The sequence below is a fragment of the Pseudomonas sp. GW821-FHT09E04 genome (genome assembly GCF_059416185.1).
Genome location: NZ_JBWKOR010000001.1, coordinates 1,317,395 through 1,332,228, shown reverse-complemented (window position 1 = coordinate 1,332,228; position 14,834 = coordinate 1,317,395). Strand labels below are relative to the sequence as shown.

Genomic DNA, 14,834 nt, shown 5'->3' with positions numbered 1-14,834 from the left:
TGTTTTTTGATCAGAAGGGTTTGCCTATACTGCCGGATCAGCAGGCACAGACTTGCCCCACGACAAAAACCGAGGTTTGCATGCACCCGCCCATTCTCAACCTGAATGACGTCGAACTCGAACCGTTGCCCGAAGCCCTGGCCCCCGAAGGCGAAACCGCCGGGCGTTATCAGCAACGATTTGCCCGGGTCGGCCAGCAATTGGGCGCGCAAAAGCTCGGTTATCGGTTGTATGCGCTGCCACCGGGTATGCGCGGCAGCCCGTTTCACAGTCATCGGGTCAATGAGGAAATGTTTTATGTGGTGGCCGGGGAAGGGGAGGTGCGCCTTGGTGCCGAGCGTTTCCCGATCCGCGCCGGCGACGTGATCGCCTGCCCGCCGGGCGGCCCGGAAAAGGCGCATCAAATCATCAACACCAGCGCCGAAGAACTGCGTTATCTGGCGGTCAGCACTCAGCAGCAACCGGAAATCTGCGAGTACCCGGACTCGAACAAATACTCGGTGATGGATAACTTCAGCATCGATGCCGAGGGCAATGCCTCGGGGTTCGTCGCAGTGGCGCGGCAGTCGGATGGGGTGGATTACTGGGACGGCGAGTAGCCTGGGCCTCCTATTAGTAGAACCGCTGTGGGAATATCCATTTCATTATGAGTTTATCAGCGACGTAAAAACGCCTTTTTACCACTGTAAGTAATCCGGTGACATTTTTTTGGGGAGTTATCAACTTAGAAAGGCACCCTCGTAGGCACTCCATGAATACTTTAAGTTGCTCCGCCGCTGATGGCGCCGTGCGTCGGACACTTTAGGCAGAAGGTCAGCGATGACAATCAAAAACAGAAAAGCAACTAACTCGAAGACTCCTCGCGCTCCTCGTCCCAAAAAAAACGGCGGAGGCACTGCTGTTGGTGGTGGTGTTCATTTTCAGGCCTTGGTAACCGCCATCGTGGGCGCGCATATCCTTCGGGGTACTGCATTGGGTTGGCTCGACGGTGTATGCCACGATAGACCGATTGCAGTGTGGGCCGAAAGCGAGGGGCCCGGAGATGATCTTCGTATTGAGCTAGAAAGTGATCAAGCAGTTGAAGTTCAAGTGAAAAAAGGTCTTGTGCGTGGAAATAATCTATGGATAGCACTGTTGGCAATCGCAGAGGCGATAAATAACGGCGCCTTTCCCTACGGTCTCTTGGTCGTGGCATCTGATACAAGCAAGACTATTACTGAGGACCTCGCAGTTGATATCGAGCGATTGGGGCAGGGGCGGACAGATTCTCTTACATCTATAGGTAAAGACTGGAACAAACGATTGAGGGCGGCAAATATACCTGTACAGAAGGTATGCCAGGCGATGCGGATCAGAGTTGTTCATGGCCTAAGTTTTGAAGACACGAGCGTTATTGCTGCGAAGGAGGTTCTTCGTCATGTGTGCGCCAAAAAGGACGCAGCCGAAGCTGCGTGGAATACGCTTTACCATCGTGCAGTACAGTCCATCGCAAAACGAGGTCGATGGACTTTGCAGGATCTTGTGTACTTGCTGAGAAGTGAAGTGATCGCCATACGTGACGATGATTTCCCTGCATCGTTACTCAATCGCCATACCGAATGGGTTGCCAAGACCAGTGACCATTTCTCGATTACTGGCATACGACGCCGCATTCCAATAGCACATCTCCTTCCGATGCATCTTGGGGAAATTACCTTTGAGCGCCAGGAGGCTGCTGATGTTTCGACGGCTTTAGAACTCTATCACTCAAGTACAAAGCGCGAGCACAGCGGTGGCGGATACGACTCTGTGTGGGCTGGTCGCTTCAGGAATAGAGTTGTCGTTGTAGCAGGCCCAGGGATGGGAAAATCAACGATGATCAAGGATTTAGCTCATCAGTATGCGCTGGATGGCTTCATTGTTCTCAGTACTTCACTCAAGCCCATCGCTGCGGCTATGGTAGGGGGAGGAGCCTTTTTTGATGTTCTATTGAGTCATTCTCTGAGTGGATCTGGAATTTCGCCAGAGCAAATCATTGGTCCGAAGGGATTGAATTGGGTTGTACTTTTGGATGGGCTTGACGAGTGTGGCGCGGAGCATCATGAAGTAGCGAAACAAATCTATCGTTTTGCAGAAGGGCATCCCAACGCGCGGGTCATAGTAACCACTCGGCCGATTGGCTACGCAACTGCGGCGTTATCGGACTGGACTCATTACCGTCTTCTACCTCCCGTCACGTCTGAGGGCTCAGCTAATCTTGCAGTGCTGATGAGGGCTGTCGAGGAACCTGTGAGCGAGTTTCCTCAGCCATGCGATGCTAATGTTTTGCCCGAAAAACCAGAGAAAATTTCACCAAGTGAAGCTGTCGCAATCAGCCCTCAGCTGTTAGGAATGTCTGCCGCTCTGATTTACCGTCACCGGGCACTGCCCCGTACACGGTTTGGGCTCTACTCCGAGCTCATCAAACTTTTTACCGAACATGCATTTGATGGCGCACCAGAGCAGGCCGATATTGCTATCTATGTTCTCGATATCATTGGATGGCACCTGATGTGTGATCCGTTGATGAATTTCAACGCGTTGATTGAGCGATCAGCGGACACGCTGGCTCCACTGGTCGCTAAGCCAGCGTTGATTTGCCGTAGTGAAGTTCGAAAGGCAGTGGCTCACTGGGAGCGGGTGGGGCTAGTTGAAAAAGTCTTTCACAGCGGTACGGAGCTGCTGACCTTTATCCATAAGACATTCTGCGAGTTCGTAGCTGCACGCTACACGGTCCGCCACTCCCCTCAGGTAGTGACGTATATCGTTGAGCAGCCGAATATGCGAGAGGTTGTTGAGTTTGCGGTAGCAATGGGTTTGGCTGGTGACCTAGTGCAGTTGTACCTAGACCGCCATGCTGCGGGGACTTCTGGACAACTGCAAGAAGCTCTGACGTTGCTCCAAAATGAAGATATTTTGATTTCTGATAGCTGTGTAAAGAAGTTGATCCAAGAGTCCTTCGCCGCGGTGGAAAGGGGAACTGCAGATCGATTCAGAATAGGAATGTCGCTTTCTACTGTCGGAGCGAGAGCCTTCCGACTGATGGCGAACGAAGCTGAGTTGAGGCTAAGGGCTGCTGATACTGATGTCAAACTTGTGGCATGGGGAGCGATCGTCACTTGTGGGCCATCCTATTACGACGCTAGCTCAGTGCTCAACGCGCTGGTAGAGCTGTTGCCAACTTTCAAACCCTTCAGCCTCAGTGATCTTTTGGATAAAAAAGACGGTAGCAATCGTGATCTTCTGCAACATTTAGTGTTGGGGGCTCTTAATGCTCAGTCGAATGATCGCATTGAATCTTTCGTGAAAAGTGATCTGGGCGATAAAGGCCTCTTAAACGTAGGGTTCATAATTCAACTTAATGAAATTTTGCGATCTCGCGGGATTGAGCCTATTTCGATCGGCATTGCGAATACTAAGGCGTACGAGGCGTCAGCAACCTTAATAGGTAATGAAGCTCAATGGGTTCAGGCATCCCACGAACTGTGTCGCTCAATTGCATTGGCATTCGTTAACGACGGAGTTATCGAGAATCGAACTCAAAAAATATGGCGGGGATTTCCCCAGTTTTCTGCGTTCGTGAGGGCATCAGGGTTCATGAGAACACCCGTTAGTGATGTCTTTAGCTGGGTGCAACCACATGATGCAGTCGCCGCTCATTCTACAATGAGAGTCTTAGCGCAGTCATTGCCGCTCAATCTGTTCGCGCTGGGCGAAGAGGCTCGCGAGCTACTCTGTCGACTCGACGATGGTTCACCACCTTCGATATTCAAGATGCTGGCTGATGTTGATGTCCCGCCGCCGGACTGGGATAAGGTTGCGAACCTGCAGTTCAAGCATGAGGAGATAAAGCGAGCGCTTCTGCATGCCTCTGACTGGATCAGTAAAGCGGCTGTAGAAATTTGCAAACAGCTCCCTATGAGTCGCGATGAGCTCGAATTGCTTTTGAATGAGTCGACTGGCGTTCCCATGCGAAACATAATAATGCTAGCTAAGCATCATATCTCTGAAGGAATCGCCCAGGTGTTAGTGAGGCGGCTTGAGCAATACTCAACAGGTGATATCAGCGGTCTTCTTGAGGCTATTCGTAATTTAGAAATACCGGCATCGATGGAGCTCATCAGTTCGAGCTTGGCCTGTCTTCGCTCTGATAGTGAAATGACGGTGGAGTCAGCAATAAAGATTCTCCGTCACTGGCTTAGTCAAGGTGCGCGAATAGACAAAACGGTAGTTGCTGAGGCCTTGGATTGCTGGCGTGGGCGGGAGGAGCCTACATGCCGAATGATCAGGAACTCACCTGTCGACTCGCTGAAAGAGTTATTGTTATCGATGGATCTCGAAGACGGTGCAGTGCCCATAGCCTAACGACATACAGTCAAGGTGTCGTGGAATAGGGAAGAGGTTACAGCTATCTGTAGGTGCGTGATGAGCTCATCTTTCGCATATCAATCCATCGATTGATGCAGTTACTCTGTTCCTAGTTGAGGATGGCATGAGCGAGGCTGGAAGCGCTGCCCCATTTTCGCGGCATCAATTGGCGGCCATCGCGATGATACAAGTACGGCTTGTCAAAAAAGAAAGTCGTTTTCAATTGGTATATCGCTATACGCCATACGCGCTATCCGTATGGATGAGATTGATATAGACGGTGGGGTGCTCGCGAACGGATTTATCAGTCCCCGCATGCGTTGGATGACAACTTACTTTCGCGAGCAATCACGTTCCCACACTTCATTAGTGGTGGTTATTCGAGGCGGGCCAGACGCTCTTCCAGCGCCGCAATCCGCGCTTCCAGCTCTTCGATGCGCTCCACTGACACACCGCTGGAAGCGCCGCGATCACTCGGATTCTGTCGCGCCGCGATAATCGCCTCGATGTCTGCCGGATCACCCAGTGCGTGGGTGTAACGATCTTCGCGCTGGCCGGCCTGACGTGGAATCAGCACGGCCAGATCCCGAGCGATCAGGCGTTCCAGCTGATGCACCACTTGTTCGGCGTCTTCGAATTCATGCATGCGACCGCTGCGGGTCAGTAGTTCGTTGACGGTCTGCGGGCCTCGCAGGAACATCAGCCCGGTCAGAATCATCTGTGCCGGCACCAGTTCCAGCGCCTTGTCGACCTTGTGCTCCCAGCGGTCGGCGCGACTGCCCATGACCAGTTTGGCGAAACCGCGACCTTCGAGGGCGCGCAGGCTCTGGCCGACCTGGCCCTGGGTCAGGTTCATCACCGGTTCCCGGCTGGTTTTCTGATTGCAGGCCAGTACGAGGGCGTTGAGGGTCAGCGGATAGGTTTCCGGGCTGGTGGCCTGTTTCTCGATCAGCGAACCCAGAATACGGATTTCCGTGGCGTTGAGCCGTGGTTCGTTGGCGTTGGTATCAAGTTCTGTGGTCATCGCGCGTTCCCTCTGCAGTCGAAGGCGCCTAGCCTAATCCTTGCTGGATAAAAGACAAGCCGCGCGGCGCGCGAGCATGGCTATAATCGCCCCACGATTCACCCAGCCACCACGTGAGACTGCCATGACCATTTCCCTGTACGCTGCATCCGTCCCGGTTTTCCAACAAATGCTCAACGCCCTGAGCGATGTGTTGAAAAAGGCTGAAGCCCACGCCACCGAGAAAAACATCGACCCGAACGCCTTCCTGCAGGCGCGTCTGTACCCGGACATGTTCCCGCTGGTGCGTCAGGTACAGATCGCCGTGGACTTCGCCAAAGGCGTTTCTTCGCGTCTGGCTGAAGTCGAGATTCCGAAATACGACGACACAGAAACCACCTTCGCCGACCTGCAAGCGTTGATCGCCAAGGTTCTGGCCTTCATCGGCGAGATCAAGCCTGAGCAGATCAATGGCAAGGAAGGCATTGAAATCGTTACCCGTCCGGGCACGCCGAAAGAGAAGCGCTTCTCCGGCCAGGCTTACCTGCTGAGCTACGGTCTACCGCAGTTCTTCTTCCACGTCACCACCACCTACGCACTGCTGCGTCACAACGGTGTGGAAGTGGGCAAGCGCGATTACATGGGCGCGTTCTAAACCGCCCTGCAACGAAAAAGCCCGCCAAGGTGCAAGCCTTGGCGGGCTTTTTATTGCGCTCGGTTTTTACGCCGGACGCTGGGTTTTCTGCTCTTCGCCCAGGCACGCGGCGGCGGTGAACAGCACGTCGGTGGAGGAGTTGAGCGCCGTCTCGGCCGAATCCTGCAACACGCCGATGATGAAACCGACTGCGACCACTTGCATGGCAATCTCGCTCGGGATGCCGAACAGGCTGCACGCCAGCGGAATCAGCAGCAGCGAACCACCGGCCACACCCGATGCTCCGCACGCGCAGATCGCCGCGACGACGCTGAGCAGGATGGCGGTCGGGATGTCCACGGCGATACCCAAGGTGTGCACGGCCGCGAGGGTCAGCACGGTGATGGTGATCGACGCGCCGGCCATGTTGATGGTGGCGCCGAGCGGAATCGATACCGAGTAGGTGTCTTCGTGCAGGCCCAGACGCTTGCTCAATTCCAGGTTGACCGGAATGTTCGCCGCCGAGCTGCGGGTGAAGAACGCGGTGATGCCGCTTTCACGCAGGCATTTCAGCGTCAGCGGGTACGGGTTGCGACGCAGCTTCCAGAACACGATCAGCGGGTTCATCACCAGCGCCACGAACAGCATGCAACCCAGCAGCACCGCCAGCAGGTGTGCGTAACCGACCAGTGCACCAAAACCCGAAGTGGCCAGGGTCGACGCCACCAGGCCGAAAATCCCCAGTGGCGCGAAGCGGATCACCACGCGCACGATCAGGGTCACGCCGTTGGACAGGTCGCTGACCACTTCCCGGGTGGTGTCGCCCGCATGGCGGATGGCTACGCCCATGCCGATGGCCCAGGCCAGAATGCCGATGAAGTTGGCGTTCATCAGCGCGGTGATCGGGTTTTCCACCACGCTCAGCAGCAGGCTTTGCAGCACTTCACCGATGCCGCCCGGCGCACTCACGGTAATGTTGTCGGTGGACAGCACCAGATGCGACGGGAACATTGTGCTGGCGATTACCGCGACCACGGCAGCGGCGAAAGTGCCCAGCAGATAAAGGAACAGAATCGGCCGGATGTGGGTTTCCTGGCCGTGCTTGTGGTTGGCGATCGAGGCCATGACCAGCACGAACACCAGGATCGGCGCCACGGCTTTCAGCGCCGAGACGAACACCTTGCCGATGAATGCGGTGCCTTTGGCCGCATCCGGCGCGAGCAGCGCCAGGGCGATGCCGGCAATCAGGCCGATCAGGATCTGTGTGACCAGGCTGAGGCTTTTAAGGCGTTGCAATAGAGAAGGGGATGAAGCGGTCATAACGGCATCTCTGCTTTTTTATAGGGTGCAAGGTTGCGTGATCCGGGCGATGAATCGGGGGCAGGCCACAGACACGAACCGAAAGGAATGACGCGACAGCCACGCCGTTAAACGGGCGGCTGAACAGGGTGTACGTTTTGCAGGGCGCGGACTTTATCACAGGGGCGTCCGGATCCTTCAGACCTGTGACGATCTGCCACCGGATTGTTCGGCAACTTAGACAGGTTTGTGCAAGTCACTCTGGAAACACTCTGTTAAGATTGCGCATCCTTATTTTCAAGTTCTGCCAGCGGGCCTTCGGGTCAGCGCTGGTGTCGTCGTTTTGCTGGAGTTCCTCATGCTGTTGCCCATCCTTCTGTTGTCTGCCGCCGGGTTCACGGTGCTGACCACGGAGTTCGTCATCGTCGGCCTGTTGCCGGCGATTGCCCGCGACCTGGCCGTCACCATCCCGCAAGCCGGGTTGCTGGTGACTCTATTCGCTTTCACCGTGGCCATGTTCGGCCCATTCTTGACGGCATATTTCGCCCGTTTCGAACGGCGCAAACTGTTCATCACCATCCTGATCATGTTCGGACTGGCCAATACCGTGGCGGCATTCGCACCGAACATCTGGGTCATGGCCATTGCACGGTTGATTCCGGCGCTGGGGCTGCCGGTGTTCTGGGCGCTGGCCAGTGAAACCGCCGTGGATATCGTCGGCCCGGACTTCGCCGGTCGTGCCATCGCCAAGATCGGCTTCGGCATCGTCTGCGCCACGGTATTCGGCATTCCGGTCGGCACGCTGATTTCCGACGCGTTCGGCTGGCGCAGTGCGTTCGGCATTCTGGCGGTGATCGCGTTTGCCAAGGCGTTGCTGCTGTTTGTCTATCTGCCGAAAACCAGCCTGCACCAGCATCAGGTCAGCTTCGCTTCACAGTTCAAGATCCTGCGCAGCCCGCTGATGCTCGGTCATGTGTTGCTGTCGATCCTGGTGTTCAGCGGCATGTTCACCGCTTACACCTATCTGGCGGACATTCTTGAACGCCTGGCCGGCTTCAATGGCACCGTGGTCGGCTGGTGCCTGATGGGCTTTGGCGCGGTCGGCCTGATCGGCAACTCGCTGGGCGGTCGTGCGGTGGATCGTCATCCGTTGATGGCGTCGGTGATGTTCTGTGCGTTCATGATCCCCGGGATGGTGGCGCTGGTGCCGAACATCAATTCGTCGCTGGGTCTGGCGGCGGCGATGGGGATCTGGGGCGTGACGCAGGCGGCGCTGTTTCTGGTCAGCCACGTGCGCTTGATGAAAGCGGCTCCTGAAGCGCCGGCCTTTGCGGCGTCGCTGAACATTGCCGGGGCCAACCTCGGGATTGGTCTGGGCGCGATCATTGGCGGTCGGGTAATCGACAGCGCCGGCCTCGGCTTCGTGGGTTTCGCCGCAGCCGGGTTCATTCTGCTGTCGATTTTCCTCGCCATGGTGCTGATGGTGCTCAAGCCGCGCGACGTCTGCGCGCCGGCTTAAAACTCTGTAAACAGCTCGCGTCGGGCACCTTCGGTAATCGCTTTGATGCCGGGGTGCTTGACCTTGCGCTCCACCGAAATCGCGTAGAACGATTCGCTCACCGCATCGGTCTGTCCGATCAATTCGACGCCGTACTGGCGCTTCACTTCCTCGGCAATCACGCTCGGGCCGATGAAGATCCCGCTGCCGGACTGGCCGAACGCCTGCATCAAGGCGCTGTCATCGAACTCCCCGACAATTCTTGGCTGAATCTGTTGCTCGGCGAACCAGCGCTGTAAACGGCTGCGCACTACGGTTTCTGCGCCGGGGATCAACAGCGGCGCACCGTGCAGGCTGCGTGGGAAATCCTGACCGTACTGCGCCGCCAGTTCGGCGGTGGCGAAGAAGCTGATCCCGCATTCCCCGAGTTTCTGGCTGTAGCCCTTGATGTCCAGGTGCGAGGGCATCGGGCTGTCGGAGATCACCAGGTCCAGGCGCTGGATCGCCAGATCCGCCAGTAATCGCTCGAGTTTGTCCTCGCGGCAGGTGATGCGCAGAGGCTCGCTCAGTTCCATGGTCGGCGCGATCAGGCGATAGACGATGGATTTGGGCACGACGTCCGCCACGCCAACCCGGAACAGGATCTGCTGTTCATTGGGCTGGGCGCGCAGCATCAGTTCCAGTTCGCCACCGAGCTGAAACATCTGTTCGGCATAGGGCAGGGCCTGGCGCCCGGCTTCGGTGAGCTCCAATTGCCGGCCGACTCGTTGAAACAATTCGATGCCGTAGGTCTGTTCGAGCAGGGAAATCTGTCCGCTGATGGTTTGTGGCGTGAGGTTCAGTTGCTCGCACGCGCGCACGATGCTGCCGGTCTTGGCGACCACCCAGAAGTAGTGCAGTTGTCGGTAATTGAGCATGGCGATCCGTCCATGAAATACAGTTCGTATAAATCGAAGTATAGCCGCTGAAAATACGAATTTTCCTGAAGTGTTTGTCTCCCTAGAATGCCCAGCCATCGACGAGTGGTCTGTGACCCTGTCTGTTCATTCGAAGGAAACCTCATGAAATACACGATCCCGGCACTGATGTTTACGTCTTTACTGCTTATGGCGGGTTGCGACCAGGCTGAAAAAAGCGCCCAGCAGTTGATGGGCAAGGCGGCCGAGAGCGCCAAGCAGGCGATCGACGACACGCACAAAGCCGCTGAGCAAGCGCTCAGCGAGGCCACTGGCGGCTTGATCGAGAAAAAAGAAGCCCCGGAAAAAGACGCGGAAAAATCCGAATCTTCCTCCAAGACCATCTAAATCGTCTTACAAGAGTCAGGACTGACCCATGGAATATCTGTTAGAACTCGCTTCCAGCCCGACCGCCTGGATTGCCTTGGCCACACTGGTGGTGATGGAAATCGTGCTGGGCATCGATAACCTGATCTTCATCTCGATCCTGACCAACAAACTGCCCGAGCAGTACCGGCAGAAGGCCCGTCGCCTGGGCATCGGCATGGCGCTGATCATGCGTCTGGCCTTGCTGAGCACCATCGCGTTCATCGTTCAGTTGACCGCGCCGGTCATCGAGATCCTCGGCCAGGCGTTCTCCTGGAAGGACATGATCCTGATCGCCGGTGGCTTGTTCCTGGTGTGGAAAGCGACGACCGAGATCCATCACAGCATGGACCCGGCGCCGGAAGATCCGAAGTCCGCCACGTCGACAGTGACCCTGGGCTTTGCTGCCGCCATCGGGCAGATTCTGATGCTGGACATGGTGTTCTCGATCGACAGCATCATTACCGCGGTCGGCATGACCGAACACTTGCCGATCATGGTGATCGCGGTGGTGGTTTCGGTGCTGGTGATGCTGTTTGCGGCTGATCCGCTGGCCAAGTTCATCAACGACAACCCGACGGTGGTGATGTTGGCCCTGGGCTTCCTGATCATGATCGGCATGACGCTGATCGCCGAAGGCTTCGGCGCCCACGTACCGAAAGGTTATGTGTATGCCGCCATGGCGTTCTCGGCTTCGATTGAAGTGCTGAACATGATGTCGCGCCGCGCCAAACAGAAGAAACTGACTGCCGAAGCGTAATCGCTGAAAAACCAAAGGCCGCCTGAACTCGCGAGAGTCCAGGCGGCCTTTTTGTTTGAGTCGGTTGCAGGAGGTCAGTGCGCGGTGGCGTGACGGGTGCTGTGTTTCTCGACTTTCTTGATCGGTGCGGGTTGTGCAGGGTGGTGATGGTGGCGCCGGGAAATCCGCAGCACGCCCCACAGCATGGCGGCGGCGACGGCCAGCCAGCCGGCAATCAGCATTACGATGGTCATGGTCAGGCTCATCTGTGCCTCCTCTTTGCCCTGCGTCGGGCGCTCGCTCTTTTGCGCTTGTCTGGATGACAGTCTAGTCGCTGGCGTGTTTCAGGCTATTGACCAAAGGTCGGTGGTGACCAATCACTTCGCTCTATGCAGACGATGCATCTGCCCCTTTGGGCTATACCGCAGCGTTGCGCCGTCCTATGATCCTCGACCAAGCCGGAACACGATGACCGGTAACTGATCAAGAGAGTGACGATGGTGCAGCTATTTTCCCGGATTCGCATGGCGTTGCTGGTAGCCGGTTGCGTGACAGCATTGGTGGGTTGTGCGGGCAGTGTGGCACCCGAGGTCCAGCGCCTGCCGGAGCGCGTCGAGCTCAGTGGCACCTTCTATCGTGGCGAAGCCAATCAGAGCGGGCCGCAGGTGCTGGCCAGTCTGCTGTCGCAACAGGGCGTCATGATCACGCCGGGCCTGTTGGAAAAACCGCTGCATTTGCCGGGCGCCGAAGACAAGTTGCAGCAGAATATGCAGAACCTGGCCCGCGAGTACGGCATGGTGGTCTATCCGTTGGACAGCCAGTTGCCCGCGCTGCTGACCCAGGTCGCGGCGGGTTACCCGGTGATGGTGCGTTTCAGCGAAGGATCGGCGTTCTGGGCCGAGCCGCGTTACGCGATCCTCTCTGGCTACGACCGCAAAAAGCAGAAGGTGCTGCTGCGCGCCGGGATGAACCGCCGCGAACTGATGAGTTTCAGCTCTTTTGAGTCGGCGCTCGAGAAGTCGGGTGGCTGGGCAGTATTGATTCAGAAGCCTTCGCAGATCCCGGCAGCGGTCGATCGCCAGCGTTGGTTGAAAGCGGCTGATGAACTGGCACAGGCCGGTCAGGAGCGCGAGGCGGCACAGGCCCGCAAGGCGCTGGAAGCGAAATGAGGTTCCGTCCGTCTTCTGACGGGCACGATGGCGCGGGGCTAAGCTCTTAAAGGTAACGCCCGATTTTTCGGGTGATGACCCGAATGAGAGGTGCGTATGAGTACCGATTCGAGCTTCGACGACCATAAACCGGACAGTGTGCCGACGACGCCGGAACCGGACGTTGATCCGGTGCTGGACCCGGACAGCCCGCTGCGTGATCCGCTGGCTCGTCCCGTCGTCGTGACGCCGGAGCATCGGCGCGATCCAAGTGCCGGTGACGGCATTCCCGATGATGACCAGATGCCGCTGCCCAACGACTGATCCAGCAGACGAAAAAAAGCCCCGAATGTTCGGGGCTTTTTCTTGTGTCGCGGATTACTTGGAGGCTTCGACGACGCCGCTGTGGCGACCCTTGAGGTTCTTCTCGGCCTTGTATTGCTGAGCCACCGCCGGAACGTTGGTGCTTCTGCCGGTTTCCATCCAGCTGCGGATGCGGCTCGCATCGGCAAAGTGGGTGTACTTGCCGAAGGCGTCGAGAATCACCAGGGCGACCGGACGGTTGCTCATCCTGGTCACAAGCACCAGGCAGTGGCCGGCCGGATTGGTGAAGCCGGTTTTGGTGATCTTGATGTCCCAGTCGGCTTTGTTGACCAAGTGGTCGGTGTTGCGGAAACCCAAGGTGTAGTTGGGTTTGCGGAACGACACGGTTTTTTCCTTGGTGGTGGTGAGCTCGCTGAGGATCGGATGTTTTTGCGCGGCCATCAGCAACTTGCTCAGATCGCGGGCGGTGGAAACGTTGCGTTCCGACAGGCCGGTCGGCTCGACGAAGTGGGTGCTGGTCATGCCCAGCGCCTTGGCCTTGGCGTTCATCGCCGCGATGAATGCCACATAGCCGCCTGGGTAGTGGTGGGCCAGGCTGGCCGCTGCGCGGTTTTCCGAGGACATCAGGGCAATCAGCAGCATCTCTCGGCGCGGCAATTCGCTACGCAGTTTGACCCGGGAAAACACGCCTTTCATTTCCGGGGTATGGCTGATGTCGACGTCAATCCATTCGTCCATGTTCTGGTGAGCTTCAACCACGACCAGACCGGTCATCAACTTGCTGACGGAGGCGATCGGTACGATCACGTCCGGATTGCTGGAGTAGATGACTTTATTGGTCTGCAGATCCATCAGCAGGGCGCTGCCAGAGGCGATTTTCAGTTGCGAAGCGTCTCGGGGGGCAGCGGTGGTTTCGGCGGCGTTGACCGTTGGCGTGAGGAGCGTGCCTGAAAATGCAAAAACCAGGCTCAGGATGGACAGACGAATATTCACGCGGGCGAACTCATGAAGGTTGGAAATGCCGTTATTTGTAACGGACTGTGTCGTAAAACGACGCATTTTAGGAGTATGGCTGAAGAACTGTCGATGGTTGTTTGCGAGGCATGAAAAAGTCGTGAAAAGCCCTGTAAAAATAGGGGTTTCCGGCGAACGGTAAAGGTTTTTTCGAGGACATGAAAAACCCCGCACGAGGCGGGGTTTCGGGAGAGCGGGAAAAGCGACTCAGGCGTGCAGGGTTTCTGCCGCGTACAGCGTGTTTTCCAGCAGGCAGGCACGGGTCATCGGGCCGACACCGCCCGGTACTGGAGTGATCCAGCCGGCGCGGGGCAGGGCGGTTTCGTACACGACGTCACCGACCAGTTTGCCGTCGTCCTGACGGTTGATGCCGACGTCGATCACGATCGCGCCTTCCTTGATCCACTCGCCCTTGACCAAGCCCGGCTTGCCGGCGGCCACCACCACCAGATCGGCGCGGCCGACGTGGCCTGCCAGGTCCTTGGTGAAGCGGTGGGTCACGGTCACGGTGCAGCCGGCCAGCAGCAGCTCCATGGCCATCGGGCGACCGACGATGTTGGAAGCGCCGACAACCACGGCGTCCATCCCGTACAGATCGACACCGGTGCTTTCCAGCAAGGTCATGATGCCTTTCGGGGTGCAGGGGCGCAGCAGCGGAATGCGCTGGGCCAGGCGGCCGACGTTATAAGGATGGAAACCATCGACGTCCTTGTCCGGGCGGATGCGTTCCAGCAGTTTGGAGGCGTCCAGGTGCTCAGGCAGCGGAAGTTGAAGCAGAACGCCGTCGATTGCCGGGTCGTCGTTCAGTCGATCGATCAGATCGGTCAGCGCTTCTTGAGTGGTTTCAGAAGGCAGGTCGTAGGCTTGAGAGAGGAAGCCGACCTCTTCACAGTCTTTACGCTTGTGCGAGACATAAACCTGAGAGGCAGGATCGCTGCCGACCAGGATCACCGCGAGGCCGGGAGTGCGCAAGCCTTGCTCGCGACGTTCGGCTACCCGTTGGGCGATCTGCTGGCGCAGGCTGGCGGCGATTGATTTGCCGTCGATTAGTTGTGCAGTCATTGCGCGTGATTAACCATCGAGAGGGGAAAAAAAGAGAACGCATTCTCGCATGTCAGACGGTGAGGGCAAAGGCGCTTGGTCAGCAAATTCCCCTAAGCCCTTTAATTAAATGAATTTTTTTTAAAAAGGATTTGACGACCTGCAGGTCGCTCTATACTATTCGTCGCACTTGTCGGGCACAGCCTAGCACTGGTTAAGAAGGTTGAGCGGAATCAAGGTTCTGCGAGACTGGAAAGCACTTAGTTTGTAGTCCTCCAAGGGTACAGCTAACAAGGCGCCCGTAGCTCAGCTGGATAGAGCATCCGCCTTCTAAGCGGATGGTCGCAGGTTCGAGTCCTGCCGGGTGCGCCATTAGGCAGCTTTGGCACAAGTAACGCGATATGGTGGGCGTAGCTCAGTTGGTAG

14 protein-coding genes and 2 tRNA genes (1 of these 16 cut by a window edge) are annotated in these 14,834 nt (G+C 57.0%); 10 read left to right on the top strand and 6 right to left on the bottom strand.

Annotated elements, in window-relative coordinates:
* The first annotated feature begins 80 nt into the window (after window positions 1-80).
* Together AC07N4_RS06070 and AC07N4_RS06065 are read left to right on the top strand one after the other, a co-directional pair.
* Window positions 81-599 carry a cupin domain-containing protein gene (locus AC07N4_RS06070; RefSeq protein WP_493065167.1) on the top strand — a complete coding sequence of 173 codons (519 nt, stop codon included), beginning with the start codon at window positions 81-83 and terminating at the stop codon, window positions 597-599.
* 220 nt (window positions 600-819) lie between these two features.
* Window positions 820-4,383: an NACHT domain-containing protein gene (locus AC07N4_RS06065; RefSeq protein ID WP_493065166.1), complete on the top strand. Its 3,564-nt coding sequence runs from the start codon at window positions 820-822 to the stop codon at window positions 4,381-4,383.
* A gap of 379 nt (window positions 4,384-4,762) precedes the next feature.
* On the opposite strand, the gene AC07N4_RS06060 is transcribed toward AC07N4_RS06065, so the two are convergent.
* The gene (locus AC07N4_RS06060; protein WP_493065165.1) at window positions 4,763-5,410 is read right to left on the bottom strand and encodes a YceH family protein; all 648 of its coding nucleotides are present in this window, start codon (window positions 5,408-5,410) and stop codon (window positions 4,763-4,765) included.
* Between the two features lie 124 nt (window positions 5,411-5,534).
* On the opposite strand from AC07N4_RS06060, the gene AC07N4_RS06055 reads away from it, so the two are divergent.
* Entirely contained in the window at window positions 5,535-6,044 is a 510-nt protein-coding gene (locus tag AC07N4_RS06055; protein WP_096822344.1) for a DUF1993 domain-containing protein, read from the top strand.
* A 66-nt stretch (window positions 6,045-6,110) separates the two neighbouring features.
* Here the strand turns inward: AC07N4_RS06055 and sstT are convergent, their stop codons facing one another.
* Complete coding sequence (gene sstT, locus AC07N4_RS06050) at window positions 6,111-7,343, bottom strand: serine/threonine transporter SstT (RefSeq protein ID WP_493065164.1); 1,233 nt, start codon at window positions 7,341-7,343, stop codon at window positions 6,111-6,113.
* Window positions 7,344-7,680: 337 nt separating this feature from the next.
* On the opposite strand from sstT, the gene AC07N4_RS06045 reads away from it, so the two are divergent.
* Window positions 7,681-8,841 carry an MFS transporter gene (locus AC07N4_RS06045; RefSeq protein WP_102621716.1) on the top strand — a complete coding sequence of 387 codons (1,161 nt, stop codon included), beginning with the start codon at window positions 7,681-7,683 and terminating at the stop codon, window positions 8,839-8,841.
* On the opposite strand, the gene nhaR is transcribed toward AC07N4_RS06045, so the two are convergent.
* Entirely contained in the window at window positions 8,838-9,737 is a 900-nt protein-coding gene (gene nhaR, locus AC07N4_RS06040) for a transcriptional activator NhaR (protein ID WP_096822341.1), read from the bottom strand. The two genes, AC07N4_RS06045 and nhaR, sit on opposite strands and share 4 nt — an antisense overlap.
* A gap of 144 nt (window positions 9,738-9,881) precedes the next feature.
* Between nhaR and AC07N4_RS06035 the strand changes: the two genes are divergently transcribed.
* Together AC07N4_RS06035 and AC07N4_RS06030 are read left to right on the top strand one after the other, a co-directional pair.
* Window positions 9,882-10,124 (top strand): hypothetical protein, encoded by a 243-nt coding sequence (locus tag AC07N4_RS06035; protein WP_114884147.1) that lies wholly within the window; start codon window positions 9,882-9,884, stop codon window positions 10,122-10,124.
* Between the two features lie 28 nt (window positions 10,125-10,152).
* The gene (locus tag AC07N4_RS06030) at window positions 10,153-10,902 is read left to right on the top strand and encodes a TerC family protein (RefSeq protein WP_096822339.1); all 750 of its coding nucleotides are present in this window, start codon (window positions 10,153-10,155) and stop codon (window positions 10,900-10,902) included.
* Between the two features lie 74 nt (window positions 10,903-10,976).
* Here AC07N4_RS06030 and AC07N4_RS06025 read toward each other — a convergent pair whose 3' ends face one another.
* Window positions 10,977-11,147 carry a hypothetical protein gene (locus AC07N4_RS06025; RefSeq protein WP_176504897.1) on the bottom strand — a complete coding sequence of 57 codons (171 nt, stop codon included), beginning with the start codon at window positions 11,145-11,147 and terminating at the stop codon, window positions 10,977-10,979.
* A 231-nt stretch (window positions 11,148-11,378) separates the two neighbouring features.
* Here AC07N4_RS06025 and AC07N4_RS06020 point away from each other — a divergent pair, with 231 nt between their 5' ends.
* Window positions 11,379-12,050 carry a peptidase C39 family protein gene (locus AC07N4_RS06020; RefSeq protein ID WP_102621717.1) on the top strand — a complete coding sequence of 224 codons (672 nt, stop codon included), beginning with the start codon at window positions 11,379-11,381 and terminating at the stop codon, window positions 12,048-12,050.
* Window positions 12,051-12,146: 96 nt separating this feature from the next.
* Window positions 12,147-12,353 carry a hypothetical protein gene (locus AC07N4_RS06015; protein WP_493065163.1) on the top strand — a complete coding sequence of 69 codons (207 nt, stop codon included), beginning with the start codon at window positions 12,147-12,149 and terminating at the stop codon, window positions 12,351-12,353.
* Window positions 12,354-12,407: 54 nt separating this feature from the next.
* Here AC07N4_RS06015 and pbpG read toward each other — a convergent pair whose 3' ends face one another.
* Both pbpG and folD read right to left on the bottom strand, forming a co-directional pair.
* Window positions 12,408-13,346 (bottom strand): D-alanyl-D-alanine endopeptidase, encoded by a 939-nt coding sequence (gene pbpG / locus AC07N4_RS06010; protein ID WP_096822336.1) that lies wholly within the window; start codon window positions 13,344-13,346, stop codon window positions 12,408-12,410.
* 228 nt (window positions 13,347-13,574) lie between these two features.
* Window positions 13,575-14,429 carry a bifunctional methylenetetrahydrofolate dehydrogenase/methenyltetrahydrofolate cyclohydrolase FolD gene (folD, locus tag AC07N4_RS06005; RefSeq protein WP_085712473.1) on the bottom strand — a complete coding sequence of 285 codons (855 nt, stop codon included), beginning with the start codon at window positions 14,427-14,429 and terminating at the stop codon, window positions 13,575-13,577.
* A 274-nt stretch (window positions 14,430-14,703) separates the two neighbouring features.
* On the opposite strand from folD, the gene AC07N4_RS06000 reads away from it, so the two are divergent.
* Window positions 14,704-14,780: transfer RNA gene (locus AC07N4_RS06000), tRNA-Arg, on the top strand.
* 32 nt (window positions 14,781-14,812) lie between these two features.
* Window positions 14,813-14,834 (top strand) — tRNA-His (locus AC07N4_RS05995) (it continues 154 nt past the right edge of the window).

Excerpts from the sequence above, each read along its gene's own strand:
- AC07N4_RS06070 (WP_493065167.1), top strand. The coding sequence starts at position 81 with ATGCACCCGCCCATTCTCAACCTGAATGACGTCGAACTCGAACCGTTG.
- AC07N4_RS06065 (WP_493065166.1), top strand. The coding sequence starts at position 820 with ATGACAATCAAAAACAGAAAAGCAACTAACTCGAAGACTCCTCGCGCT.
- AC07N4_RS06060 (WP_493065165.1), bottom strand. The coding sequence starts at position 5,410 with ATGACCACAGAACTTGATACCAACGCCAACGAACCACGGCTCAACGCC.
- AC07N4_RS06055 (WP_096822344.1), top strand. The coding sequence starts at position 5,535 with ATGACCATTTCCCTGTACGCTGCATCCGTCCCGGTTTTCCAACAAATG.
- sstT (WP_493065164.1), bottom strand. The coding sequence starts at position 7,343 with ATGACCGCTTCATCCCCTTCTCTATTGCAACGCCTTAAAAGCCTCAGC.
- AC07N4_RS06045 (WP_102621716.1), top strand. The coding sequence starts at position 7,681 with ATGCTGTTGCCCATCCTTCTGTTGTCTGCCGCCGGGTTCACGGTGCTG.
- nhaR (WP_096822341.1), bottom strand. The coding sequence starts at position 9,737 with ATGCTCAATTACCGACAACTGCACTACTTCTGGGTGGTCGCCAAGACC.
- AC07N4_RS06035 (WP_114884147.1), top strand. The coding sequence starts at position 9,882 with ATGAAATACACGATCCCGGCACTGATGTTTACGTCTTTACTGCTTATG.
- AC07N4_RS06030 (WP_096822339.1), top strand. The coding sequence starts at position 10,153 with ATGGAATATCTGTTAGAACTCGCTTCCAGCCCGACCGCCTGGATTGCC.
- AC07N4_RS06025 (WP_176504897.1), bottom strand. The coding sequence starts at position 11,147 with ATGAGCCTGACCATGACCATCGTAATGCTGATTGCCGGCTGGCTGGCC.
- AC07N4_RS06020 (WP_102621717.1), top strand. The coding sequence starts at position 11,379 with ATGGTGCAGCTATTTTCCCGGATTCGCATGGCGTTGCTGGTAGCCGGT.
- AC07N4_RS06015 (WP_493065163.1), top strand. The coding sequence starts at position 12,147 with ATGAGTACCGATTCGAGCTTCGACGACCATAAACCGGACAGTGTGCCG.
- folD (WP_085712473.1), bottom strand. The coding sequence starts at position 14,429 with ATGACTGCACAACTAATCGACGGCAAATCAATCGCCGCCAGCCTGCGC.